At 61.2% G+C, this 23,992-nt stretch carries 23 protein-coding genes; 9 read left to right on the top strand and 14 right to left on the bottom strand.

Annotation, left to right across the window (positions count from 1 at the left end):
- Nucleotides 1-4: 4 nt before the first annotated feature.
- Genes KUA11_RS09690 through bluB form a run of 3 tightly spaced genes read left to right on the top strand, consistent with a single transcriptional unit; the run spans nt 5 to nt 3,848 of the window.
- Nucleotides 5-2,275 (top strand): GumK N-terminal domain-containing glycosyltransferase, encoded by a 2,271-nt coding sequence (locus tag KUA11_RS09690; protein WP_217410089.1) that lies wholly within the window; start codon nt 5-7, stop codon nt 2,273-2,275.
- Nucleotides 2,272-3,231, top strand: coding sequence for a glycosyltransferase family 2 protein (locus KUA11_RS09685; protein ID WP_217410088.1), 960 nt, complete (start codon nt 2,272-2,274; stop codon nt 3,229-3,231). Before KUA11_RS09690 ends, KUA11_RS09685 begins: the two co-directional genes overlap by 4 nt.
- Before the next feature lie 8 nt (nt 3,232-3,239).
- Nucleotides 3,240-3,848, top strand: coding sequence for a 5,6-dimethylbenzimidazole synthase (gene bluB, locus KUA11_RS09680; RefSeq protein ID WP_217410087.1), 609 nt, complete (start codon nt 3,240-3,242; stop codon nt 3,846-3,848).
- A gap of 7 nt (nt 3,849-3,855) precedes the next feature.
- Here the strand turns inward: bluB and KUA11_RS09675 are convergent, their stop codons facing one another.
- From KUA11_RS09675 to KUA11_RS09625, 11 genes are all read right to left on the bottom strand, one after another.
- Nucleotides 3,856-4,602, bottom strand: a complete 747-nt coding sequence (locus tag KUA11_RS09675) for a JAB domain-containing protein (RefSeq protein WP_217410086.1) — start codon at nt 4,600-4,602, stop codon at nt 3,856-3,858.
- Nucleotides 4,603-4,619: 17 nt separating this feature from the next.
- A complete protein-coding gene (locus tag KUA11_RS09670) occupies nt 4,620-6,206 on the bottom strand; it encodes a DHA2 family efflux MFS transporter permease subunit (RefSeq protein ID WP_217410085.1) in 1,587 nt (528 codons plus the stop codon).
- Nucleotides 6,203-7,381 carry an HlyD family secretion protein gene (locus KUA11_RS09665; protein ID WP_217410084.1) on the bottom strand — a complete coding sequence of 393 codons (1,179 nt, stop codon included), beginning with the start codon at nt 7,379-7,381 and terminating at the stop codon, nt 6,203-6,205. The genes KUA11_RS09670 and KUA11_RS09665 overlap by 4 nt, the downstream gene beginning before the upstream one ends.
- 122 nt (nt 7,382-7,503) lie before the next feature.
- On the bottom strand, nt 7,504-8,970 hold the full coding sequence (locus KUA11_RS09660; RefSeq protein ID WP_217410083.1) for a helicase HerA domain-containing protein: 1,467 nt from the start codon (nt 8,968-8,970) through the stop codon (nt 7,504-7,506).
- A 28-nt stretch (nt 8,971-8,998) separates the two neighbouring features.
- Entirely contained in the window at nt 8,999-10,234 is a 1,236-nt protein-coding gene (locus tag KUA11_RS09655; RefSeq protein WP_217410197.1) for a TIGR03862 family flavoprotein, read from the bottom strand.
- A gap of 63 nt (nt 10,235-10,297) precedes the next feature.
- Nucleotides 10,298-11,383 (bottom strand): EscU/YscU/HrcU family type III secretion system export apparatus switch protein, encoded by a 1,086-nt coding sequence (locus KUA11_RS09650; protein WP_217410082.1) that lies wholly within the window; start codon nt 11,381-11,383, stop codon nt 10,298-10,300.
- A 55-nt stretch (nt 11,384-11,438) separates the two neighbouring features.
- The gene (locus KUA11_RS09645) at nt 11,439-12,236 is read right to left on the bottom strand and encodes a flagellar biosynthetic protein FliR (protein WP_254454827.1); all 798 of its coding nucleotides are present in this window, start codon (nt 12,234-12,236) and stop codon (nt 11,439-11,441) included.
- Complete coding sequence (locus KUA11_RS09640) at nt 12,233-12,505, bottom strand: flagellar biosynthetic protein FliQ (RefSeq protein WP_217410081.1); 273 nt, start codon at nt 12,503-12,505, stop codon at nt 12,233-12,235. Before KUA11_RS09640 ends, KUA11_RS09645 begins: the two co-directional genes overlap by 4 nt.
- Before the next feature lie 40 nt (nt 12,506-12,545).
- The gene (fliE, locus tag KUA11_RS09635; RefSeq protein ID WP_217410080.1) at nt 12,546-12,863 is read right to left on the bottom strand and encodes a flagellar hook-basal body complex protein FliE; all 318 of its coding nucleotides are present in this window, start codon (nt 12,861-12,863) and stop codon (nt 12,546-12,548) included.
- Nucleotides 12,860-13,267 (bottom strand): flagellar basal body rod protein FlgC, encoded by a 408-nt coding sequence (flgC, locus tag KUA11_RS09630; protein WP_217410079.1) that lies wholly within the window; start codon nt 13,265-13,267, stop codon nt 12,860-12,862. Before flgC ends, fliE begins: the two co-directional genes overlap by 4 nt.
- Before the next feature lie 15 nt (nt 13,268-13,282).
- On the bottom strand, nt 13,283-13,678 hold the full coding sequence (locus tag KUA11_RS09625; RefSeq protein ID WP_217410078.1) for a flagellar basal body rod protein FlgB: 396 nt from the start codon (nt 13,676-13,678) through the stop codon (nt 13,283-13,285).
- A 211-nt stretch (nt 13,679-13,889) separates the two neighbouring features.
- Here KUA11_RS09625 and KUA11_RS09620 point away from each other — a divergent pair, with 211 nt between their 5' ends.
- Both KUA11_RS09620 and fliP read left to right on the top strand, forming a co-directional pair.
- Nucleotides 13,890-14,174, top strand: a complete 285-nt coding sequence (locus tag KUA11_RS09620) for a flagellar biosynthetic protein FliO (protein ID WP_217410077.1) — start codon at nt 13,890-13,892, stop codon at nt 14,172-14,174.
- Entirely contained in the window at nt 14,171-14,941 is a 771-nt protein-coding gene (gene fliP / locus KUA11_RS09615; protein ID WP_217410076.1) for a flagellar type III secretion system pore protein FliP, read from the top strand. Before KUA11_RS09620 ends, fliP begins: the two co-directional genes overlap by 4 nt.
- 20 nt (nt 14,942-14,961) lie before the next feature.
- Here the strand turns inward: fliP and KUA11_RS09610 are convergent, their stop codons facing one another.
- Both KUA11_RS09610 and KUA11_RS09605 read right to left on the bottom strand, forming a co-directional pair.
- Nucleotides 14,962-16,503 carry a gamma-glutamyltransferase gene (locus tag KUA11_RS09610; RefSeq protein ID WP_368040990.1) on the bottom strand — a complete coding sequence of 514 codons (1,542 nt, stop codon included), beginning with the start codon at nt 16,501-16,503 and terminating at the stop codon, nt 14,962-14,964.
- 138 nt (nt 16,504-16,641) lie between these two features.
- Nucleotides 16,642-17,187 (bottom strand): hypothetical protein, encoded by a 546-nt coding sequence (locus KUA11_RS09605; RefSeq protein WP_242006113.1) that lies wholly within the window; start codon nt 17,185-17,187, stop codon nt 16,642-16,644.
- A 392-nt stretch (nt 17,188-17,579) separates the two neighbouring features.
- Between KUA11_RS09605 and ispH the strand changes: the two genes are divergently transcribed.
- Genes ispH through rnhA form a run of 3 tightly spaced genes read left to right on the top strand, consistent with a single transcriptional unit; the run spans nt 17,580 to nt 20,047 of the window.
- Nucleotides 17,580-18,578 (top strand): 4-hydroxy-3-methylbut-2-enyl diphosphate reductase, encoded by a 999-nt coding sequence (gene ispH / locus KUA11_RS09600; RefSeq protein ID WP_217410074.1) that lies wholly within the window; start codon nt 17,580-17,582, stop codon nt 18,576-18,578.
- 13 nt (nt 18,579-18,591) lie between these two features.
- Nucleotides 18,592-19,584: a homoserine kinase gene (locus KUA11_RS09595; protein ID WP_217410073.1), complete on the top strand. Its 993-nt coding sequence runs from the start codon at nt 18,592-18,594 to the stop codon at nt 19,582-19,584.
- Complete coding sequence (gene rnhA, locus KUA11_RS09590) at nt 19,577-20,047, top strand: ribonuclease HI (protein WP_217410072.1); 471 nt, start codon at nt 19,577-19,579, stop codon at nt 20,045-20,047. Before KUA11_RS09595 ends, rnhA begins: the two co-directional genes overlap by 8 nt.
- Nucleotides 20,048-20,052: 5 nt before the next feature.
- Here rnhA and KUA11_RS09585 read toward each other — a convergent pair whose 3' ends face one another.
- On the bottom strand, nt 20,053-20,931 hold the full coding sequence (locus KUA11_RS09585) for a hypothetical protein (RefSeq protein WP_217410071.1): 879 nt from the start codon (nt 20,929-20,931) through the stop codon (nt 20,053-20,055).
- Nucleotides 20,932-21,176: 245 nt separating this feature from the next.
- Between KUA11_RS09585 and clpB the strand changes: the two genes are divergently transcribed.
- On the top strand, nt 21,177-23,786 hold the full coding sequence (gene clpB / locus KUA11_RS09580) for an ATP-dependent chaperone ClpB (RefSeq protein WP_217410070.1): 2,610 nt from the start codon (nt 21,177-21,179) through the stop codon (nt 23,784-23,786).
- Nucleotides 23,787-23,992: the final 206 nt, after the last annotated feature.

The following is a 23,992-nucleotide window of genomic DNA, read 5'->3' as shown; positions in this document are numbered from 1 at the left end:
CCTGATGACCAACTTTCTTGTTCTGTCGGTGCATGATTTCCGGTCGCGTCGCAAGGCAAGCGTCCATTTCATCACTGCCGAACTGGCCCGTCGTGGCACGACACGCTTCTATTCCACCGGGCTGAGCCGTCTGTCCGAACATCGTGGCGATACCCGCGCCGATCTGGCCGCACACGCCAACCATATGGAAGTGGTGGACGGCGTGGAATGTTACCTCCAACGCGGTTTGTGGCACCCTTTCCGTCTGAAAAACTCCAAACTGTGGCCGCTTGAAGCCGCCATGTTCAAGTTTTACAGACTGACAATGCCGTCCATTCTCAAGGAATGGATAAAAGAAGCGGACGTGGTGTTCGTCGAATCCGGTATGTCCCCGATCTACATCGCGGATGTGAAGCGACTGAATCCCGCGGCTCGCATCGTCTATCTTGCCTCCGATGACCTCTCCGTCATTGGATCCGCCGAGACGATCCGTCGCGACTTTGCGCACAATTTCGACAAGATCGACCTCGTGCGCCTGCCCTCTCCCCTCCTGCTTGAAGGCATGCCCCACGGGCAAAGCGCCATTTTCGCACCGCATGGCATCGATCGTGACATGATGGAGCGCCCGCGCCCATCGCCCTATAACGGCAAGACCGCCTGCGTCTCGGTCGGCTCGATGCTTTTCGATGCGTCGTTTTTCAACCTTGCCGCCCCAGCCTTCCCGGACGTGGAGTTTCATGTCATCGGCGCCGGACGCGCAGCCGAAGCGCTGGAAAAGCATCCCAACATCGTCGTTCATGACGAAATGCCGTTCGAACAGACGCTGGGTTACGTGCAGCACGCCGCCTTCGGCGTCGCGCCCTACCGCGATGCCGACACACCGCGTTATCTTCTCGATACGTCTCTCAAGCTCAAGCAGTTCGCTTTCTTCGGCAAACCCGCGGTCTGCCCAGAATTTGCCGTGGGCACCGTGAAGGGACGCTTCGGCTACGTACCGGGCGACAAGGCCTCGATCACCACCGCCATTCGGGACGCTCTGGCTTTCCACGAACCCATCACCATCGACATTCCTTCGTGGAAAGAGGTGGTGGACCGCCTGCTCATGCCGGAGCGCTTCCCGCAATATCGCCTCGCCGCACGCACCGAAGGCAAAACCGTCGCCATTTACCGCACGGAGATCCTGCCGCTTTCCGAAACATTCGTGCGCGATCAGGCAAAGATGCTCAAACGCTGGAAAGCCGTGCTGATCGGTGAGCGTGAAATCGGCAAACTGCCGCTCGAAGGTCTCCCTGCCTTGGCCGTACATCAAGGACCAGCCACCTTCCTCCAGCGCGTGCAAGGCGTCGTAGCGCGCACATTGGAACGCCCCTATCCGAGCATGATGCCTATTGCCCGCTCGCTCGCCCCGCAACTCATCCATGCCCATTTCGGCTTTGATGGCGTAGAGGCCTGGCCTGTCGCGAAACGGCTTGGCGTGCCGCTGGTCGTGACTCTGCATGGATCGGATATTTCCACCCACATGGACTGGTTCGCGGCCGGACACGGGGGACGTCGGTGGAAGAGCTATCCACGCCGGCTTGCCCGACTGGCACGGCAGAAGCATGTCAGCTTCGTCGCCGTTTCAGGACCGATCCGTGACGCCGCCGTCCGCTGCGGCCTGCCCGCCAACCGGATTTCCATCTGCCATATCGGGATCGACGTCCGTCGTTTTCAGCCCTCCGAACCCGCACCGGGCAAACGCAGCCGCACGATCCTGTTCGTAGGCCGTCTGGTGGAAAAGAAAGGGGCGTCCATCCTGCTGGACGCGTTCGCACGTGTGCGCAACGCCGTTCCGGATGCGCGGCTCATCATTGCGGGCGATGGACCGCAGCGAGCGGCACTCGAACGAAAAGCCGCCCATGTGGCAGACGTAACCTTCGCAGGTGCCGTCAGCCGCGACGCGGTACAAGCGTTCATGAAAGAAGCCCGCGTGTTCTGCCTACCGAGCATTACCGCCGAAAACGGCGATATGGAGGGACTGCCTCTGGTGTTGCTCGAAGCTCAGGCCAGTGGCGTGCCGGTGGTGACTTCCGCCAGTGGCGGCACAACGGAGGGCATGATCGATGGCGAAACAGGATTCGCCTTTGCGGAGCATGACATCGATGCCCTGACCCGCCATCTCATCACGCTGCTGACGGATGACGAACTCGCCACCCGTTTCGGAGCAAACGCCCGCGTGTATATCGAACAGAACCACGACATTCACACCTGCACACAACGTCTGGAAGCTGTGTACGATCAGGCGCTGGCATCATGAGCACCTTCTCCGTCATCATCCCCGTCTATAATGCCGAGGCTTTTCTGGAACGCGCCGTGCGCTCCGTGCAGACCCAGACACAGCCGCCCCTCGAAATCCTGATGGTGGATGACTGCTCCACGGATAACACGCGCGAAGTTGTGAAACGCCTCGCAGCCGAAGATCCCCGTATCAGACTGCTCCAGACACCCCAAAACGGCGGCCCATCGGCGGCACGCAATCTTGGGATCGCCAACGCCACGGGCGAGTGGATCGCCATTCTCGACGCCGATGACGCCTTTGCCCCCACGCGGCTGGAAAAGCTGGGCGCCATCGCCAGCCGACGCGGCGACATCGACATGCTGGCCGATGATCTTCTGTATTTCGATGCCGATGCCAACTGCGTCAGCGGACGCGCCAATGCAACCGCAGGGCTTTCCGGGCATGTCGTGACGCTGGATGACTTCCTGCGCCATAATCAGGTGGATGGCAGCGGTATGGATTGGGGATTGCTCAAACCCTGCTTCCGTCGCGCGTTTCTGGAAAAGACCGGCCTGCGCTACCGCGCCGACATGCGTCACGGCGAAGACTTCGCTCTCGTTGTCAGCCTGCTGCTGGCAGGCGCCATGTTCGTGCTGCTCGACGAAGCGCTCTACCTCTACACCCAACGCTCAGGCGCGGTGAGCGGTCGCCTGTCCGCCCTCTCACGCACCTCCATTGCCTATGGCGCTCTGGCACGTTCCGCTCTTGAACTGGCTCAACAACCCAAAATCGCCAGCCAACCCGAACTCGTGCGGCTTCTGCAACACCGGGCCGAAGGGCTGATGCGGCTGGATGACGCGCATTTCTTCTCAGTCGCCGTGCGCAAGGGCGACGTCATCGGGCTGGGACGTCGCGCGCTCAAGCGCCCCTCCTTTCTGCCGCAAGTGGCCAGTCAGGTTAGCCGTGCCGTAAAGCGCAGGCTGGCACGCCATTGAGCAGCACCATGACCCCGGCCGAGCGTCTGTTCGCATGGCGACGGGACGTACGGCATTTCCGCCCCGATCCCGTCGCGGCGTGGGAACTGGACCGTCTTCTGGAAACCGCCAACCGCGCGCCTTCCGTGGGTCTGAGTGAACCGTGGCGTTTTGTGCGTGTGGACACCCCGGCGCGCCGCAATGCCATCCGCGCCAATTTCCTCACCAGCAATGCACAGGATCTTGCCGGTCGAGAAGGCGAGGACGCGCGGCATTACGCCACTCTCAAACTGGCGGGACTGGACGAAGCGCCACACCATATCGCTGTTTTCTGTGAAACCGACCCATCTCAGGGGCGTGGTCTGGGGCGCGCCACCATGCCCGAGACCACGACATGGTCCGCTGTCATGGCGGTCCACACCTTCTGGCTGGCCGCAGCCGAACGTGGCATCGGCGTGGGCTGGGTGTCCATTCTGGACCCGACGGACGTGCGGCGCACCCTGTGCGTCGATCCGGACTGGCAATTTATCGCCTATCTCTGCGTGGGTTATCCCAAACAGCCTTCCGATACGCCGGAACTTGAACGTCTGGGGTGGGAGCATCGCAACCCGGCGCGGCGGCGCTGGATCTGGCGGTAAACTCTCCCTACCCCTTCAGCCGTCCCATCTGTTTCAGACTGGCCCACTGGCCACCACGCAGAGCGAACACGTCATGCACGGTGATGGCCAGAAGCTTCCCCGCTCGCTGCAATTCGTTCGCCAGAGCCTCATCCCCATGGATCACAGCTTCCGGCTTTTGTCCGTCCGGGCAGGGCCGGATCAGGATCAATGCCGTGGCGTGCAATTCCAAAGCACGGGTAAAAATCAGCCGCGTCTCGGCCACGGCATCGCGCACCTCCGACACGCTCTCAATCGCCTCATCACCCAAAAGACGGTTGCGATTGTCGAGAAACAGCGCCCGCAACTGCCCGGGCACGGCACCAGCCAGCGCCGTATCGAAATAAGCCAGAAGCTCTTCCCAGTTTCCCAGAGAAGGGCGCTCCAGCCGGTCCGCTTCCCCCATCCGGCGCGCCGCATGCGTCACCAGCCGCAAGGCCGCGAGAGCGTCCGTCTCCAGTCCCTCTTCACGCAATGCCGAATCCGAAGCCTCCAGCACACCGGCGAATGTCGTGAACCGGTTGATCAGCGCCTTGGCCCGCGGCTTTGTGTCTCCACGTGGAAAACCGAAATAGAGCAGCATTTCCAGCAACTCGTAATCCGCCAGTCCTCCCGCACCTTTTGCCACGACACGCTCGCGCATCCGCTTGCGGTGCCCTGTCGGCCCTGTGCTGAAAAACGGCAGCGCCGGAGAGGTGTCATTCCCGATGGAAGGCGTTGGTCCGGATACCGTCATGTCGTCTTCTCCCGCGCTCAATGTGCGCCCTTGGCAGGCCCGCCTCCGCTACGAATGGGCGAAAGCAGGAAGCAGAACGGTACGACACAGAAAGCCGCAATACCAAAGATCATGAAGGCTTCGTTATAGGCCAGCATTGCCACCTGCTGCGAGAAATCCAGAAACAGCCGATGCTGGGCCACCGCATCGGTGGCCGGTCCCAGCCCATGGTCCACAGCAGCCTGACGTCCCTGTGCGAGGTAATCGTTGTAGGGCTGATGATACGGCGTCATCCACTGCACCATGTCCGACTGATGCGCCTGACGCCGCTCGATGATAAGCGCCGTCGCCCCGGAAATGCTCAGGGAACCGAAAAAGTTGCGCACCATGGCAAACAGCGCCGAACCATCCGCATTCATCTCACGCGGCAGGGTAGCATAGGCAATGGTCGAGAGCGGCACGAACAGGAACGCAAGGCACGCCGTCTGGCTCATGCGGAAGAAAACAAGGTGACGGAAATCCAGCGTCGGCACCAGATGCGCCGACCAGAACAGGGCGATCCCCATCAGTCCGAACCCCAGCGCGATCACGGAGCGAATGCTCATGAACGTCATCATCCGCCCCACAATGGGAATCAGGAAAATGACCGCGATACCTCCCGGTGAGAGCACCAGACCGGACAATGTTGCGGTATAACCGATGACCTGCTGCGCGAACTGCGGGACGATGATGGCGGAGGAATACAGCAGCGCGCCCATGGCCCCCATCAGGAATGTGGCCACAGCAAAATTGCGATCCTTGAAAACCCGCAGATCCACGGCTGGCGATTTGGCCTTGATGAGCCAGAAAACCGCCCCGATGATTCCGATCGCCGCCAGTACGCCCATCACGCAGATGAAGGTGGAGCCGAACCAGTCATCGTCCTCGCCACGATCCACCATGACTTCCAGACAGCCGAAACCCAGTGTGATGAGGCTGATGCCGATTACATCGATCGGCTCCCTGCGCCGCTTGGCCCATGGCGGATCGTCCACCAGAAAGCCCACGGCCAGTGTGGTGAGAATGCCGAACGGCACGTTGATGAAAAAAATCCAACGCCACGAGTAATTGTCAGTGATCCACCCGCCGAGCGTCGGGCCGAGCACCGGCCCCACCACGGCGGCAATGGCCGTCAGACCGAAGGCCGCCGCCCGCTTCTCGGGCGGAAAGACGTCGAGAATGATGGACTGCTGGTTCGGCTGAAGGCCGCCACCGAAGAAACCCTGCAACAGCCGGAAAAGGATCAGTTCGCCCAGACTGGTGGAGATGCCGCACAAAAAAGACGTCACGGTGAACATCGCGATGCACACCATGAAATAGAGCTTGCGCCCGAACAGTTTGCCCAGCCAGCCCGAAATGGTCAGCACGATTCCATTGGCCACGAGATAGGACGTGAGCGTCCATGTCGCGTCGTCATAGGTGCTCGAAAGACTGCCGGCGATATGGGGAAGCGACACATTCACGATGGTCGTGTCGAGAATCTCCATGAAGGCCGCCATCGTCACCACGAAGGCGATGAGCCACGGATTATGGCGTGGCTTCCAGCTTTCGTGGTGTTGCGTGGCGTCGCCGGCCGCCGCGCTCATGGACGCGACACCGTTTCTTCACCCGGCGCGCGATCCACGATACGACCGTCCGGCCCTTTGGTGGCCGCCGTGTCCGTATGCACCACCGGCACCACCGACAGCCCAAGCGCCAGCGGCACCTCGGGGTCGAGACCGCTGTCGATGCGGATCTTGACCGGCACGCGCTGGACGATCTTCACGTAATTGCCCGTGGCGTTTTCAGGCGGGAAAGCGCTGAACGTCGCCCCTGTACCTTTCTGCAACGAATCGATGTGTCCATGCAGTTCATGCGAGGGATAGGCATCCACACTGATGTCCACCTTTTGGCCCGGCCGCATGTTGGTGATCTGCGTCTCCTTGTAGTTCGCGATCACCCACACTTCCGGCGTCACGATGGAGAACAGGGACTGTCCGGTGGTGACGTAGCGACCGCGTTCGACATTACGCTGTGAAATCCAGCCATCCTGCGGCGCACGAATCTCGGTCCATTCCAGATTCAGTTCCGCGCGCACAAGAGCCGCCTTGGCGCTCGCCAGCGTTGCGGCATCGCCCTGCACCGCCGCTTGCGCATTGGCGATGTTGGGTTTGACCGGCATGGCGATCATCACCTGCGCCTGTGCCTGCGCGACACGGGCGCGCGCTTCATCCAGACCGGCCTTGGAATAATCGATGTCCTGCTGGGACGTCGCCGCCCGCATGACCGAATGCTGGCGGTTATAGTCCGTGCGGGCGCGGAACTCCTGCGCCTTCGCTACGAGAAGGTCGGCCTGAGCCGCTTCCAGACGACCGGGGAAGTTCTTCTCGGCCACGGCCAGCAGCATCTGGTGCGCCGCCATCGTGGCTTCGGCCTCCTCTACTGCGGCGCGGGCGCGATCACGCTCCGCCGTCCAGTCGCGCGGATCGATACGCGCCAGAAGCTGACCCGCATGGACGAACTGATTGTCGTCCACCAGTAGTTCCGTCACATAACCACCGACATGCGGCGCGATGGTCACAGCGCGTCCCTGCGTGAAAGCGTCGTCCGTCTCGACCTCAAAGCGGTGCAGAAACCAGTAGATGCCTGCTCCCACCACCACGAGCAGCAGCCCAACGATGAGGATGATCCGCACTAGCGGATTGCGCTTTTTCTTCTGCGTGTCCGTATCGCCCTTGCCGGCGTCACTGCCACCCGCCTGCGTATCCTGTTCGTCGGCCATGCCTTCTCCGCTGCCTTCACCCGGTCCTGCGCTCACTGACCGACCGGTTCGGTCATTTTTCTCGCATGGGTTCATGACCTCGATCAACCCGCGAGACCCAACCCATGCCGCTTTGTTCGAAATCAGGCTCCCGGATCGCCCGGCTGCGTCTCCCAGCCCAACCCGATAATGGCCACGCGGCGACGCCCGGCGCCGTCCATGCGGAGCACGACCGCATTGCGCTCCTCCAGCCAGCCAAGGATACGCCGCGCCCGTCCCGTCGAATGCGTGCCATAGATCCGTGCAATTTCGGCATCCGATGGACAGGCCAGTCCATCGCGGGCTGTGCGGGCGAGATAGAGAAACACGCCCTGCGTATCTTCCGGCAGTTCCGAGGCGATGGCTTCCGCCTCCTGCCATTCGGGCGATTCGGCGTCTTCCGTGTTGACCCCGCTGCGGGCCGTGGCCAGCGCACGTCGGAACGCGCGCATATCCATCGCCTCACGCCCAAGGCCGGCAATCCGACAGCGCACGAGGAAATCCTGATAAAGCGAAGCGGGCGGTCGAAATCCGCCATCATCTTCCACCAGAACCTGCCGCAGGACGTCGGCCAGTTGCCGTCTGCGCTCAGCCGGATCGACAGACTCCTCCACCTCTTCCGATTCCGCCAGAGCCGCCCCATGGGTGGCAAGCTGGGTGATAAGATCGGGCGCAGGAGGAGCCACGGGCCTGCGCGGTCGCACCATGACCTCCGGCTCGGGCAACGGTGCCAGAATCAATTCCGCCACCGGTTCGGATGGTGGCGAGAACGGCGCCAGTACCGGCCCGGCCGAGCGGCTTTCCGTCGTCACCTCACCAATGCGAATGGTCGTGGGGCGACGATACAGAGCCGGACCGAGAGCCACGAACGTACCACGCTCCAGATCCCGGAACGCCTCCGCCTGCCGCCGCTCCATGCCCAGAAGATCGGACGCCCGGGCCATGTCGATGTCGAGAAAAGTGCGTCCCATGAGGAAATTAGAGGCTTCCGCCGCCACGTTCTTGGCCAGTTTCGCCAGACGCTGGGTGGCGATCACCCCCGCCAGTCCGCGTTTGCGGCCACGGCACATCAAATTCGTCATGGCCCCCAGAGACGCGCGTCGCGCTTCATCGGAAACCTCACCGGCTGCGGCAGGGGCAAAGAGCTGCGCCTCGTCCACCACGACCAGCACCGGATACCAGTGCGCGCGCGGCACATCGAACATGCCCCCAAGAAAGGCGGCCGCACGCTTCATCTGCTGGTCTGCGTCCAGCCCTTCCAGATTGAGCACGACCGAAGCGCGATGCACCCGCATCCGCTCTCCCGCTGCCTGAAGCGCCGCTTCCGTATGCTCGGCGGCGTCGATCACCAGATGGCTGAACGCATCCGCCAGACTAACGAAATCGCCCTCCGGGTCGATGATGGCCTGCTGCACCATATTGCCGGTCTGCTCCAGCAAACGTCGCAGAAGGTGGGACTTGCCTGAACCAGAATTGCCCTGCACCAGCAGGCGCGTCGCCAACAATTCGGCAAGATTCAAGGTCGCCGGTCCACCGCCGACGATCTCTCCCATTTCGATTCTGCTGGTCATGGGCGGGAGATACAGTCCCGACTCCCGATCAGGCAACAGGCTCGGGCCGCCTGTTTTTCTCTCTTCCCCAAGCCAGAGCGCCTTTTCCCGCTGCACGTCCTGTCGCCATCACAGTCTGCAGGAGATATCCCCCGGTCGGAGCCTCCCAATCCAGCATTTCCCCACAGACAAACACACCCGGCAACGCCCGCAGCATGAACTGCTGATCGACCGCCTCCTGTCTCACACCGCCAGCCGTGGAAATGGCGCGATCCAGTGTATCGGTGCCCACAAGACGCACAGGCAACGCCTTGATTCGGTGTGCAAGAGCGCCTGTGTCCGACGGCACATCTCCATCTTCCCGCAAAAGTCCCACAGCCACCGGCGGCAGACGCAAAGCCTTGCGAAGACGATTGCTCAGACTCTCACGCGCACGGACACGCGAAAGCCGTTCCGCCACTGTCGCCACATCCATGTCGGGCCGCAGATCAATCCGCAGAACGGCCTCTCCATCCCGCTCAATAGCCTCCCGCAACGGTGCCGCCAGCGCGTACAGGCCGCCGCCCTCCAGCCCGCGTTCCGTGATGACGGCCTCCGCCCGGCTCTTTTCGCCACCGAATGACAGCGTGACGCGCTTGAGAGGTGCCCCCGCAAACCGCTCACGAAACGCAGACGACCACTCCACCCGGAAACCACAATTGGCCGGACGCAGAGGCGCCACACTCACACCCCGCGCCAAGAGGACCTGTGTCCAGTGTCCGTCAGACCCAAGGCGCGCCCAACTTCCACCTCCAAGCGCCAACACCGTCACATCCGGTGTCACGCACTCCTCTCCCGTCGGCCCGTCAAACCGAAGCGCGCCCTGCACACTCCATCCTGTCCAGCGCAAACCAGTACGAAACCGCACGCCCTGCTCCGCCAGACGCCTCAACCATGCCCGCAAGAGTGGGGATGCCTTCATGACGTCCGGAAACACCCGACCGGAACTGCCTGTGAAACACCGCTGCCCCAACCCTTCAGCCCAACGCACCATATCGGATGGTGAGAATGCATCGAGTGTTGGCGCAAGCCATTCCGCCGCCGCGCCATACCGTCCGAGCAAAGACGGACCCGTTTCCACATTGGTCAGATTGAGACCGCTGCGGCCCGCCATCAGTAGCTTGCGCCCCATGGTGGGCATGCGATCGATCACGGTCACGTCGCACCCTGCGTTCGACAGGACTTCCGCCGCCGCCAGACCAGACGGACCGCCGCCGATCACCACAACATTCATCAATCCGCCCATTCCTGTAATCGCCTCGCCCTGCTCATGACCCCGGAACGCCGCATCCGACAAGGCGGGCGGGCCTTACATGACAGGTGGGCTTCCGCCCCCGGCCGGTTTTTTAAGGCGCCATACATACGCAATAACGGCGGCTACGGCCTGGAAATAATCATACGGAATTTCGGTGTCTTCGGGCAGTTGATAGAGCGAACGGGCCAGCGGTGGGTTGGAGACAATCGGCACCTTTTCCTCCCACGCAAACTCCCTGATGCGTGCGGCCAGTTCATCCGCACCTTTCGCCACGATACGCGGCGCGCCCGCTGAGCCGGGTTCGTAGGCCAGAGCCACGGCGTAATGGGTTGGGTTGGTCACCACCACCGTCGCGGAACGGACAGCCTCGCGCACGCGCTTGCGTGTCCGCTGCATGCGCATCTGCTTAAGTTTGGCGCGTATATGGGGATCGCCCTCGCTCTCCTTCATTTCCTCCTTGATGTCATGGCGGCTCATCTTGAGATCCTGAAGCCGCTTGTACCGCGTCCAGGCTTCATCGAGCACCACGATGATGACCTGCACGATCAGCACCGCGCCGAGCGTGCGCACCACCAGGGCCGAGAGTTCACGGGCCAGACGCTCAGGTGACCATCCCATGGCTCCGGGCGCGAGAGCCAGCGTATCGCGCACGATCCCGTAGAGAATGGCAGAGAAGATGATGATCTTGGCTATGGATTTCGTGGCCTCCACGAGATTCGTGACGCCGAATAGCTTCTTGAGGCCCTTCAATGGATTGAGACGACCAATATCGGGAACCAACGCTTCCATGCGCACCAGAAAGCCCGATTGAAGAAGCGCGGTCGCCACACCACCGGCGGCCGTCGCAGCGACAACAGGGAAGGCCAGCACCACGAGAAGATGAAGACAGTGCGTAAGGACAAGCCCGACCGTGGGCGGATCGAGACGCACTTCGCCCGCATTGTCGAGCAGGGCGCTCATTTCATGAATGAACTCACGCACACCCGCCGGCATCGCCATGGTCAGAACGAGAGTGGCCAGTCCAAGCCCCGAGAAAAGATGCAACTCCCGTGACTGCGCAATATTTCCCTGTTCCCGGGCGCGTTCCAGCCGCCGCCCGGTCGGGGCTTCCGTCGTATCGCCGGTATCGGAATCAGCCACGGATGATCATCCAGCCCAGCTTCACCCGGTGCAGAGTTGGGAAAACGCTCGGCATTTACCCTCCTCCACCCGGCAACCCTTGCAGAGCTGCGTCCACCCCATTGCTCCAGGTTCCCAGCATTGTGCTAAGCAGGAGCGCGAAAAGCAGAATCCCTCCCAGAATCTGAGCCGGCATGGCGAGCATGTACACCTGCAAGCCGGGCGTAAAACGGCTCAGCAAACCGAGCATGATCGGCCAGATGGTACCGATCAGCACGAATGGCATCGCAAGCTGGAACGCCAGAAGAAACATGCCCCCCGTTGCCTGCGTCACACTATGGGCCGCATCTCCCATCAACGGAAAATGCCCCGGAGGGAACACGTCGTAGCTTCCCACCAACGCATGCAAAGGCAACACATAGAGATCTGCCACGAACACCGTGACCGTCATTAGAAGTTCGGCCACATGACTCAGCGGCGTACTCTGCGCCCCCAGTTCCGGATCGGGTTGGAGGACGTTTGAAAGACCTATGAAAGTTGAAATGATTTGGGCTGCCACTGGAAACGACTGCAACATTAACTGCGCAAGCCAGCCGATCAGTCCTCCACAGACAACTTCCGAAGCGATGAACACGATAAGACGCGCCGGATTGAGCACATCGTCCGACGATGCTCCTTCAAACCGGGGCAACAGAAGTGGGAAAAGCAGAAAACTCACGCCAATAGCAAACGCCGCCCGCACTCGTGTCGGCGCCGACTGCGAATTCAGCCCCGGCATGGTGATCACCAGCGCCGCGACCCGGCACAAAATGACCATGAACACCACCATCCATGTGGGAAGATGCGCAATCAGAGTGGCGGTTTCAGCGTTCAAGACGCCCCGGCCACGATGACCTGATCGAAAATGTAGCGTGTGTAGGCCAGAAGAGTCGAATACATAAACGAGCCGCCGAACAAGAGGGCGGCCATGGACGCCAGAAATTTCGGCAGAAACGCCAGTGTGGATTCATTGATCTGCGTCACAGCCTGCAGGATCGAGATCAGCAGACCCGCTCCCATGGCTGCAATCAGGCTTGGTGCGCCCACCTTTACAGCCACGAAAAGCGTTTCGCGCAGAATGTGCGCCACATCAATTGAATTCATAAAAATGCCTTTTCCTGTAATGCAGGAAGAAAAAAACTCCTCAGATCGTCATGCGCATGATGTCCTGATACGACTGAATGACACGATCACGAACGGTAGATGCCGTCTGCATGACGATCTGGGCCTGCGAGACCGACGTGACGATGTCCGTCAGATTGCCCTGCCCGTGCAGACCGGCTGCGGCCTTTGCTTCCGCCTGTTCGCCCGTATTGACGACGCCATCGATGGCACTTTGCAGAGCATCCCCAAAACCGGTCGTCTCCGTACTTCCGGATACGGAAGCATCGGCTCCGGAGGTGGAGAGGGCCGACTGGGTCCGCGAATAGGCTGCGGCAGCTTTCGAAGAAGAAATCATCATTTCAGGAGATCAATCGTCCGAGTAATCATGGAACGGGTCGTCTGGAACGTGTTGAGATTGGCTTCATAGGAACGCTGTGCCTCATGGGAATCCACAACCTCCACCATCGTGTTCACGTTCGGGGTTTTCACATAGCCACGCTTGTCCGCCGCCGGGTTTGCCGGATCGTAGCGCTGTTCGAAATCCGACATGTCCTTGCCGATTTTTTTCACGCGCACTTTGGAAACACCCGTTTCGTGATCGATGACATTCTCGAACGTGATGGTCTTGCGGCGATAGGGATCGGCGCCGGGTGTCGAGCCCGTCGTGTCCTGATTGGCCAGATTTTCCGCAACAACACGCAGCCGATCGGATTGCGCCTGCATGCCGGCTGCGGAAACGGACAGGGTTGAGTTGATATCCATCCTGATGTCCTGACGTTATTTCCCGAGCACGTTGTTCACCATGGTGCGGTAGGTGGAATAGACACTCGTTGCCAGACGCTGCTGATCGCTGGTCTCGGCCACCAGTTGCATCTGCGTTTCCAGCGAAACGCCATTGCCGTCGGGAGAATGCTCACCATCCGAACTCTCGGTACGGGCACGACGTTTTGCCGCCATGGGGATATGACGCGAAGACGTTGTGGTCAGTCCGACATCGAACTCCGCCAGCGCGCTTTCAAAAGGTGTCATGTCGGAGGCCACATAATCCGGCGTATCCGCATTGGCGATGTTGGATGCCAGCGCCTGCTCGCGCTGCTCCAGCCACTGCATTCGCCGCTGCGACAACCCGAAGATATCGACGCCGCCCGTAGCGGGACGTGAGGGATCCATCATGTCTCAGTCCTGAACCATCCAACGGCACCGACGACAATGCCAGTGCGCTCCCGCAGAAATGAACGCCCAAAGACTGCAATATGGTTAAGACGACCGCCGAAACAGCACATTCGTTTACGGCGAGGTCGAAAAGACATCTCATAAAGACGTTGTTTACTTTTCCGCCGCAAATGTGAGGCCGTCCGCAACGCATCATGGAATGCGCCCGCTTATGGCTTCCCACGACGTAATGTCCGCCGCCCTCGCCCTCATCGCCGTCCTCGCGATGATCCTGCTCAGCCGCTACGGATGGCAGGTGGCGGCTCGACTGGGCATCGGCATGCCGCGCCGTCGCAAGGGCGCACTCGGTCTGGAAGAGACGCTGGCTCTCGATTCGCGCCGTCGGCTCTCTCTGGTGTCCTGTGAAGGACGACGCCTTCTCCTGCTGACCGGCGGTGCCTCCGATGTCGTGGTGGGGTGGTTGCCCGAACAAACGCACCCGGGAGACGCGCCATGAAGCGTCTTTCCTCGGCGCGTCGTCTGATTCTGGCAACAGCCGGCTCAGCGCTTCTGCTTACCGCTCTATTCTTTCCTTTTGCGGCTCATGCTCAGTCGCTCAGCGTCGATCTTGGGCAGAACGGCGGACCGGGCACGACCAGCCGCCTGATCCAACTTTCCGCGCTCATTACAGTTCTTTCTCTGGCGCCCAGCCTGCTGGTGATGGTCACGGCCTTCACGCGAATCATCATCGTGCTCTCGCTGCTGCGCAGCGCCATCGGCGCACAGGGCACGCCACCGAACACCGTGCTGATCGGTCTGGCGCTGTTCCTGACGCTCTTCGTCATGCAGCCTACATTCGAGCAGTCATGGCAGGCAGGAATCCAGCCGCTGATGGAGGGACATATCAGCGAAATGGACGGTTTGCGCGCAGCCGCCGAACCCTTTCATCACTTCATGCTCGCCAATGCTCGACCTGCCGATCTCTCGACCTTCACGCATCTGGCCAACGTGCCGCCCCCGACCAATGCCGCCGACACGCCGTGGCGCGTCCTGATGCCCGCCTTCATGATCGGTGAACTGCGCCGCGGATTCGAGATGGGCTTCCTGCTCTATCTGCCCTTTCTCGTGATCGACATTGTCGTATCCACTGTGCTCATGAGTCTGGGCATGATGATGCTGCCGCCAACCACCATCTCGTTGCCGTTCAAACTGATCTTTTTCGTGATGATCGATGGCTGGCAATTAATGGCCGGCAGTCTTGTCCGCAGCTTTGGCGGAGGATGAACCTCCGCCTCCACGCAGTTTCAGTCCTGTGTCGCGCCCGTGCCATACCCCGAACCGCGCGGATCGACCCAACTCTGGCAACGTCGTCCATCACCGGGCAGACCGCCACGACAGGCGATTACGTTAGCCCGCCCCATGGATGTGGTCGCTTTGATCTGTCCCTGCAAACCATTCGCCAACGCGGCAGCGGCCGCATCCGCCGCATCCGCCTGACCGGACGCCGTGGCCGCGGCAAGAAAACGACCATCCTCATGCGCGATAGCCGCGGGCAGTATTGGACGTGGACGATGCAGGGCCGATGCCCCCAGCACGATCCCTGTGGAACCGGCCACCCGTCCCGTCCCGAACAGATTGTCCATGCTGATGGCGCACGCAACTGCGCCTCCTTTCCGATCCGCCACGGCAAAAGAAGTGGAGGCCGGAAGATCGGGCAGGCTGCTGCCGCCGCCCGTTGGAATATGCCCGGACTGAAGCAGGCTCTGCGCCCGGGCCGTCAACGTACCCACGGACGCCTTGGCCTCGCTGGCACGCCAACCCGCAACAGCCTGACGCCCGAGATCGGAAGACGAACGCCCGTTCATGAGCGCTTTCCATGCCACAGCCATACCGTAACCCCCATCGGCGGGAGGCGGCACGAAGGAAACCTGCATCTCCCCGACAGTAACGGTCAGCGGCGTGGCCACCACAGGCACGGATGTCCGGATTCCAGCCATGGTCAAACCCGCTCCCGTCGTCGCATTGGCGGAAATCACAACCTGCGCGAGAGAGCCCGTGTAGAGATCACCCGGTCCGGCCGAACGGATACGTTCCAGTGTCCCTGCCAGATAGCGCTGGAGCAGCATGTCTCCTGCTTTCATGACCGTGCCGTTGGGTCGCGCAAAAATCTTTCGTGCTCCTTCATCCGCCAGCAGAGGCGACTGCACGACATCGAGATCAGCGGCAAGCTGGCTGCCCACTTCGATTCCGTTGCGGGCCAACTGGATGGCTGGACGTGTCAGTTCCGCGAAATCGACACTGCCGTGACTGAGCTGCATCAGAAACAGGCCGCGAGCCAGCATGGGAACAGAGGCGGGACGGTCGGCATGGGTGGTCGTACCCTGCACGCGGTCCGCCGGAGCATCGCCTGTGGGCAGGAACAGGAAGGCCTTGCCACCGTCACGGTCACCCGGACGCCATGCCACACATGCGCCACCGGCTCCCAGCGACGCACGCGAGGGGAGAGTTACGGAGAGCGCAAGCCCAAGAGCGGTGGCGGCATCGGCCGCATTGCCGCCACGCTGAAGCACCGTCATGGCGGCAAGAGCCGCCTGAGGTTCGTCCGCGACCACGTTGCCGACATAGCCCGAAATCATTTTCGATCCACTGCCGAACAGCGACAGGACGGGCTTCTCATCGCCCTTGTTGCCGTCATCGGTGCCGAAGATCCATGAGCAACCGGAGACCATGCCGGTCATGGCCAGCAGAACGCCTGCCCGTCGCAAGACGCCTCCACGGCGCAAGACAGACCGCTCCCGCGCCGACACGCGCGCGGCAGGACGAGAACTCACGGAACGCTCACGCACGCGACAGACACTCCCTACGATTCACTCGCCAGCCCGCGGGCAGATTCCAACCGATCTGGCCGCTTGCCGGGAAACAGATGACTACCCCGTTAGCTTTCTTCCGTCGACGCGGCAACGCACGCATCGGGGGAACCTGCATCATTGGGCGTCGAAGGACGCAAGGATGCCGTGCTCGCGGTTATAGGCCAACTGGGTATGGCTAAGCTGGAAGCCGACCTCGAAATGATAATCGCTGGCATCGGTCGTGGGGCGGATCGGCAGATCCACCGTCACGAGACGGGTGTCCACCGCCATGGCATCCTGTCCACTAGGGAACGTAACCGTCTGACTGAACACATGCTTGCCCACGATCTTGTCGTTGTGGACGACGGCGAGGAACCACGGAAACACGAACTCGTCGCTGGTGGCGCCCGGCCCACGACGCACAAGCATGCGGATGGCGACACGGGTGCGCAGCGTCTTCTTGCCAGCCGCCAGACAGTCCCCGGAAAGCTTCGTGATGCTGGCATGTGTGACAAGGTGATTAAAACTCGGCCCCTTGGCAGAGTAATTGTAATAGTCGCCCACCTCCGCCGGGATGTGCATGGCCGGACAGCTTGGCGCGAAAGTCGTTTCATCCTCACCGCTGCATCCCACAAGCCACAGAGGCAGGGAGAGCGCCATGGCCACACCGGCAAACCGCATCAGGGGCAACCTGCGATTCGGAAAAGACCGGCGCGCCGACGGTCGGGAAAAGCGCGAACACAGGGACGAGAACCGAATCATGCGGTAATCCAGACTTGCATGACACGCCCCTCCCTCATCAACCGAGGCGAAACGTGTCATCGAACGAGACAGGGGGTGGAGTATCGGACAGAAATGCGTTTGCGCAAACCGGCAGCGGGAGAATTCCTCTCCGCGCCACATTTTCAACCGCTTTCTCCGACCACTTCCGCCATAAGTGACCCATGACGCAGGTCATGATACGGCTTGCACGAACGACGTGTCTTGCGTAGGGCGAGACGAATCCAATGTACGACCTTGGTCGGAGCGGCGCGTGCTTCGGCCCTTCGCCGCCAGAAAGTCTGGGGAACAGCATGCCCGATCAGTCCACTCTCACCTCTCCTTCCGAAACCTCCGACAGCTCGACCCGTGCGCTCCGCGTCGTGCTTGCCGGTCCGCGCGGTTTCTGCGCCGGAGTGGATCGCGCCATCCGCGTGGTGGAGGAAGCCATCCGGGCCTACGGCGCCCCCGTCTATGTTCGCCACGAGATCGTGCATAACCGCACCGTGGTCGAGGAACTGGAAGCCAAGGGCGCGATCTTCGTCGAGGAACTCGACGAGGTGCCCGCAGACGGCCATGTCGTCTTTTCCGCTCACGGCGTGCCCAAGACCGTCCCCGCCGAGGCCGAACGTCGTAACCTGCTTTATCTCGATGCGACCTGCCCACTCGTCTCCAAGGTCCACCGTGAAGCCGAACGGCATTACGCCAATGGCGGTCCCGAGAGCCGCCATATCCTGATGATCGGCCACGCCGGCCACCCGGAAGTCATCGGCACGATGGGACAGCTTCCCGCAGGAGCGGTGACGCTCATCAACGATGCCGAGGAAGCCCGCACGGTCCAGCCGGAAGACCCCACGCGCCTCGCCTTCATCACGCAGACGACCCTGTCGGTGGATGACACCGCCGAGATCGTGGAAATTCTGCGTGAGCGTTTTCCCCTGATCGAAGGGCCGAAGCGCGAGGACATCTGCTACGCCACCACGAACCGCCAGGAAGCCGTCAAGGAAATCGCGCCCGAATGCGATCTGGTGATCGTGATCGGTTCGCCCAACTCCTCCAATTCGCAGCGCCTGCGCGAAGTGGCCGAGCGGTCCGGCACGAAGCGGGCGCTCCTTGTGCCCAAGCTGGCCGCCCTCGACTGGTCGGTGCTCGACGGTGTGCAGACACTGGGTATCACGGCTGGCGCCTCGGCACCGGAAGCACTGGTGCAGGAAATGGTGGAAGAGCTGGCCCGCCGATACACACTGAAGATCGAAGAGCGTACGGTGAAGGAAGAAAACGTAACCTTCCGCCTCCCCGCCCCTCTCGGCTGAACACAGGGTAGCAATGGCCGTCTATACCGAGGTCGGGGACGAGGAACTCTCCTCGTTCCTGACCGACTACGACATCGGGCATCTCGTAGCCTTTCGCGGCATCGCGGAGGGCGTCGAGAACAGCAACTTCCTCCTCCGCACCGAAAAAGACGGCGTCGCTCGGGATTTTATCCTCACGCTTTACGAACGGCGGGTGAACCCGGCGGAACTGCCATGGTTCCTCGGACTGATGGAGCATCTCGCCACGCACGGCGTGTCCTGCCCTCTGCCTGTGGCGGGACGTGACGGCAATGCCCTGCGCGAACTGGCGGGGCGTCCGGCCGCCATTACCACCTTTCTTCCCGGCGTCTGGCCCCGGCATGTGCAGGTGGAGCATTGCGGCCCACTGGGTGAGGCGCTTGCCCGATTGCATGAAGCTGGCACGACCTATGTGCCAACCCGCGCCAACGGCCTCGGTCCTACGGCATGGCAGCCTTTACTGAACAAAGCCGCCGCTTCGCAGGGAACGGAAGAGACGTTTCCGGGTCTGACCACGGAGCTTCGCCTCGCTCTGAAGCGCATTCTGTCCGCATGGCCCCGGGTCTCCGATCCGGCAGCACTGCCACGCGGGCAGATCCATGCCGACCTCTTCCCTGACAACGCCTTCTTCCTCGATGGCCGCGTGTCGGGAATCATCGACTTCTATTTCGCCTGCACCGATCTGCTGGCTTATGACGTTGCTATCTGCCTCAACGCCTGGTGTTTCGATGAGACCGGGCATTTTGACAGGGCTCGTCGCGACGCACTGCTGGCAGGATATGAGAGCGTGCGCCCCCTCACCTCAGCCGAACACGATGCCCTTCCTGCGTTGTGTGCAGGTGGCGCTCTCCGTTTCGCCCTGACACGCCTTTATGACTGGGTGAACACGCCTGCCGGAGCGTTGGTCACCCGCAAGGATCCTATGGATTACGTCAAAAAGCTCCGCGTTTTTCTGTCCGACATGCCTGTGAACCCCGTTCATGTCTGACGCCGAGAGCTCCCCCAACGAACAAGCCCTTGTCGAAATATGGACCGATGGTGGCTGTCGGCCCAATCCCGGCCCCGGCGGCTGGGGCGTGCTCCTGCGCTGCAAGGGCCGCGAGCGCGAACTCTCCGGTGGCGAGACGGAAACCACCAACAACCGCATGGAACTGACAGCCGCCGCAGAAGCGTTCGAAGCGCTCACTCGTCCCTGCATCGTGGCCATCCATACCGACAGCGAATACGTCAAAAACGGCATCACGCGCTGGCACACAGGCTGGGTGCGTCGCAACTGGCGCAATGCCTCGGGCGATCCGGTGAAAAACATGGATTTGTGGCGGAGACTTCTAGACGCCGTAAAACCGCATGATGTCTCGTGGCACTGGGTGCGCGGGCATTCCGGTGTGCCCGAGAACGAGCGCGTCGATCAGCTTGCGACGGAAGCCCGTATTCGCATCGAACAAGGTTGAACAGGTCAGGCTGGCCGTAGGGGCCGATTCTCGGCGCGGCCATAGCACAGATAATGCCCCACCCCGTCCATGGAGGCGGCCCGCACATCGGGATTGGCAAGCAGATACGCCTCAGAGTCGAAGTTCCGCACCAGCGCTTCAATCGGGGACGGACGGCGCATCGTCAGTTCAGCAAACTCAGACAGGAAAGCGTCCCTCTCCTGTTCCGTGTGCCATGCCGGACACCAGACAGGTGTTTCGTGCTCTGCGGGAAGAGGCGTCGTTTCGCTGGAATCCGGCACCTGAACGATGCCGCCCGAAATCGCCAGAAACCACGCCTCCTGCGCCAACATCACACCGCCATAGCCTGCCCGGACCTGCCGAATCATGTAATCTTCTTGCATACTGACCGCCGAGGCCACTCGCGTATCCATGAAACCTACCGCACCGAATGCCTCCCGACTGACGGCGAGACACGCGCCATGCACGCAGCGGAGCAGACCGGGTTCTTCTGCCGTGCAGGCTCCACCTGTTTCCCGGACGGGGACGTCAGACGGAACCAACCCAATGGCACCGTAACGCAACGCTCCCTCAAGCCATTCCAGTTCCCATCCCTGAATGGCCGGTTCGACTCCCTCTTCCATCAGCAGAACAGCATCGACATCGGTAAAGGTGAAAAGCCCATAAAGCCCGCGATTCCGGTTCCATGCCGCCTCACGGGCTGTTCCGCCCACCCAGCGCACTCTTTCATCATCCAGCATGCTCAGAGCTTCCGGGGGAAGACCATCATCGCAGACCAGAAGATGAGGGTCCGTTGCGCACATCCCTCCAATGCGGCCGATCTGCTGATGCAGAGCGTCACCGCCCTGCCGCGCCGTAATGGCAATCCCTAACTTCCTGCGCATTCCATCCGCCGAAAAAGATGAACGACGTTCTGTGGCATAGAGAAATGCAGGAAAAGTTAAGGTTTCGACCGCGGCACGTGGCACTCTCCTGCATGGCAGGGCTGCCGACATGCCTGACAGGGTCTTGTTCTTTTGCTTTCCGTTCCCATATCGATTCCATGATCAAGACCAAAGCCACGTTGCCTCTGGGAGGGACGTTGGACGAGGCCTGACCGTCGCCTGAAACATTAGGGACACACAGGAATATGGATATTCAGAAATTTACCGAACGGTCGCGCGGCTTTCTTCAAGCTGCCCAGACCATTGCGCTTCGCGAATACAATCAGCAACTGACCCCCGAGCATCTGCTCAAGGCTCTCCTTGATGACAATGAAGGCGCAGCCTCCTCTCTGATCAAGGCCGCCGGTGGCAACCCTCTCGGTGCCCTCGCCGCTGTGGAACAGGCTCTTGCCAAGCTGCCGAAAGTGCAGGGCGGCGGCGCGGGACAGCCGCAGGCCACGCCGGATCTCGTGCGTCTGCTCGACAACGCCGAACAGGCCGCCCAAAAGGCCGGCGACTCCTTCGTCGCTCAGGACCGTCTGCTCGTAGCCATTGCCGCATCGGACACGGATGCCGGACGGGCGTTGAAAGACAACGGTGCGTCCGCCGAGGCGCTGGAAAAGGCCGTCGCCACTGTCCGCAAAGGCCGCACCGTGACCAGCGAGAACGCTGAGGCCGGATTCGACGCGCTCAAGAAATACGCCCGCGACGTGACCGCCGTGGCGCAGGCGGGCAAGCTTGATCCCGTGATTGGCCGCGACGAGGAAATCCGTCGTGCCATTCAGGTTCTCGCACGCCGCAGCAAGAACAATCCCGTGCTGATCGGTGAGCCGGGCGTGGGCAAGACCGCCATCGTGGAAGGTCTGGCCCAGCGTATCGTCAATGGCGATGTGCCTGAAGCCCTGCGCAACAAAAAGCTGCTCTCGCTCGACATGGGCGCTCTGATTGCCGGCGCGAAATACCGCGGTGAGTTCGAGGAACGCCTAAAAGCCGTCCTCAAGGAGATCGAAGCCGCCGAGGGGCAGATCATCCTGTTCATCGATGAGATGCACACACTGGTCGGTGCAGGCCGGTCCGATGGGGCGATGGACGCGTCCAACCTCATCAAGCCGGAGTTAGCACGCGGCACACTGCACTGCATCGGCGCCACCACGCTGGATGAGTATCGCAAATACATTGAGAAGGACGCGGCCCTTGCCCGCCGGTTCCAGCCGGTCTTCGTGGGTGAGCCTTCGGTGGCGGACACGATCTCGATCCTGCGCGGCATTAAGGAAAAGTACGAACTTCATCACGGCGTACGCATCGCGGACGGCGCACTGGTGGCCGCCGCCACGCTGTCGAACCGCTACATCACGGATCGCTTCCTCCCCGACAAAGCTATCGATCTGATCGACGAGGCGTCGAGCCGTTTGCGGATGCAGATCGACAGCAAGCCGGAAGAACTGGACGAACTGGATCGCCGTGTCATTCAGCTCAAGATCGAGCGTGAAGCACTCCGCAAGGAAGACGACTCCGCGTCACGCGAGCGACTTGAAAAAGTCGATGCCGAACTGGCCGACCTTGAAGAAAAGTCGGACGCTCTGAACGCCGCGTGGCACGCCGAAAAAGATCGCGTGAACGCCGTCCAGAAGCTGAAAGAGCAGTTGGACGAAGCGCGTTCGAATGTCGAAGTCGCGCAGCGTCAGGGCAATCTCGGTCGTGCGTCCGAGCTGATGTATGGCGTGATCCCGGATCTGGAAGCCAAGATCGCCAAGGCTCAGGAAGAAGAAGACCAGAGCGGTCCCTCGGGCGACCTCGTTTCACAGGCCGTGACCGAACAGAGCATTGCTTCCGTCGTCTCTCGCTGGACCGGCGTGCCTGTAGATCGTATGGTGGAAGGCGAGCGCGCCAAACTGCTGCGGATGGAAGATGAACTCCGCAAGCGCGTGGTCGGGCAGGAGCCCGCGCTCAAAGCCGTGGCCAACGCGGTGCGTCGCGCCCGTGCCGGACTTCAGGACCCGAACCGGCCGATCGGATCGTTCCTGTTCCTCGGGCCGACTGGCGTGGGTAAGACCGAACTGACAAAGGCTCTGGCCGAGTTCCTGTTCGATGACGAGAAAGCGCTTCTTCGCATCGACATGAGCGAGTTCATGGAGAAGCACTCCGTTGCCCGTCTGATCGGCGCGCCTCCGGGCTATGTCGGTTATGAGGAAGGCGGTGTGCTGACCGAAGCCGTTCGGCGCAGGCCCTATCAGGTTATCCTGTTCGATGAGATCGAGAAAGCACATCCCGATGTCTTCAACATCCTTCTTCAGGTGCTCGACGATGGCCGTCTGACCGATGGTCAGGGGCGCACGGTGGATTTCCGCAATACGCTGATCGTCCTGACCAGCAACCTCGGCTCCGATGTGCTGGCCCACCAGCCGGAAGGTGAGAGCACCGACATGGTGCGTGCACAGGTGATGGAAGCGGTACGGGCGCATTTCCGTCCCGAGTTCCTCAACCGTCTGGATGAGATTGTCCTGTTCTCACGTCTGCAGAAGAAGGACATGACGCACATCGTGGATATCCAGATCGCGCGTCTGCAAAGCCTGCTCACGGACCGCAGCATCACGCTCAAGCTGGACGATCTGGCTCATCAGTGGCTGGCCAATGAAGGCTACGATCCGGTCTATGGCGCGCGTCCGCTCAAGCGTGTCGTGCAGCGCAGCTTGCAGAATCCGCTGGCTGAACTTCTGCTGGAAGGCAGCATTCACGACGGCGAAGAGGTCAATATATCCGCCAATGGTGATGGACTGACGATCAACGGACGGGAAGCGGCAACGGTTCTCGCCTGATCTTTCCACCATCGGTTCATAAGAAAGGGATCGCGGAAACGCGGTCCTTTTTTTATCCAACGCAGACTGCCAATTCAAAATTATGAGTACTTATATCTTTTTTAATTCCTTTCTCAATCATGAAACCATAGCGTTACGTTAAGAAGCAGCGTCCTCCCTTTGGGCTTTTAGGCAACGTGATTGTCCTTTCTTCCTCGATCATGAAC

Source organism: Acetobacter estunensis, assembly GCF_019083805.1.
GTDB classification, from domain to species: domain Bacteria; phylum Pseudomonadota; class Alphaproteobacteria; order Acetobacterales; family Acetobacteraceae; genus Acetobacter; species Acetobacter estunensis_A.
Note: the sequence above shows the minus strand (reverse complement) of the source record. Positions and strands in the feature narration are given on the sequence as shown.

Coding starts and splice junctions, on each gene's coding strand:
- KUA11_RS09585 (WP_217410071.1), bottom strand. CDS start 20,931: ATGCGCAGGAAGTTAGGGATTGCCATTACGGCGCGGCAGGGCGGTGAC.
- KUA11_RS09675 (WP_217410086.1), bottom strand. CDS start 4,602: ATGACGGTATCCGGACCAACGCCTTCCATCGGGAATGACACCTCTCCG.
- KUA11_RS09690 (WP_217410089.1), top strand. CDS start 5: ATGACCAACTTTCTTGTTCTGTCGGTGCATGATTTCCGGTCGCGTCGC.
- KUA11_RS09640 (WP_217410081.1), bottom strand. CDS start 12,505: ATGAATTCAATTGATGTGGCGCACATTCTGCGCGAAACGCTTTTCGTG.
- rnhA (WP_217410072.1), top strand. CDS start 19,577: ATGTCTGACGCCGAGAGCTCCCCCAACGAACAAGCCCTTGTCGAAATA.
- KUA11_RS09655 (WP_217410197.1), bottom strand. CDS start 10,234: ATGGGCGGATTGATGAATGTTGTGGTGATCGGCGGCGGTCCGTCTGGT.
- KUA11_RS09605 (WP_242006113.1), bottom strand. CDS start 17,187: ATGCGGTTTGCCGGTGTGGCCATGGCGCTCTCCCTGCCTCTGTGGCTT.
- fliE (WP_217410080.1), bottom strand. CDS start 12,863: ATGATGATTTCTTCTTCGAAAGCTGCCGCAGCCTATTCGCGGACCCAG.
- KUA11_RS09685 (WP_217410088.1), top strand. CDS start 2,272: ATGAGCACCTTCTCCGTCATCATCCCCGTCTATAATGCCGAGGCTTTT.
- KUA11_RS09595 (WP_217410073.1), top strand. CDS start 18,592: ATGGCCGTCTATACCGAGGTCGGGGACGAGGAACTCTCCTCGTTCCTG.
- ispH (WP_217410074.1), top strand. CDS start 17,580: ATGCCCGATCAGTCCACTCTCACCTCTCCTTCCGAAACCTCCGACAGC.
- KUA11_RS09660 (WP_217410083.1), bottom strand. CDS start 8,970: ATGACCAGCAGAATCGAAATGGGAGAGATCGTCGGCGGTGGACCGGCG.
- fliP (WP_217410076.1), top strand. CDS start 14,171: ATGAAGCGTCTTTCCTCGGCGCGTCGTCTGATTCTGGCAACAGCCGGC.
- flgC (WP_217410079.1), bottom strand. CDS start 13,267: ATGGATATCAACTCAACCCTGTCCGTTTCCGCAGCCGGCATGCAGGCG.
- clpB (WP_217410070.1), top strand. CDS start 21,177: ATGGATATTCAGAAATTTACCGAACGGTCGCGCGGCTTTCTTCAAGCT.
- KUA11_RS09665 (WP_217410084.1), bottom strand. CDS start 7,381: ATGGCCGACGAACAGGATACGCAGGCGGGTGGCAGTGACGCCGGCAAG.
- KUA11_RS09620 (WP_217410077.1), top strand. CDS start 13,890: ATGGCTTCCCACGACGTAATGTCCGCCGCCCTCGCCCTCATCGCCGTC.
- KUA11_RS09670 (WP_217410085.1), bottom strand. CDS start 6,206: ATGAGCGCGGCGGCCGGCGACGCCACGCAACACCACGAAAGCTGGAAG.
- bluB (WP_217410087.1), top strand. CDS start 3,240: ATGACCCCGGCCGAGCGTCTGTTCGCATGGCGACGGGACGTACGGCAT.
- KUA11_RS09625 (WP_217410078.1), bottom strand. CDS start 13,678: ATGATGGATCCCTCACGTCCCGCTACGGGCGGCGTCGATATCTTCGGG.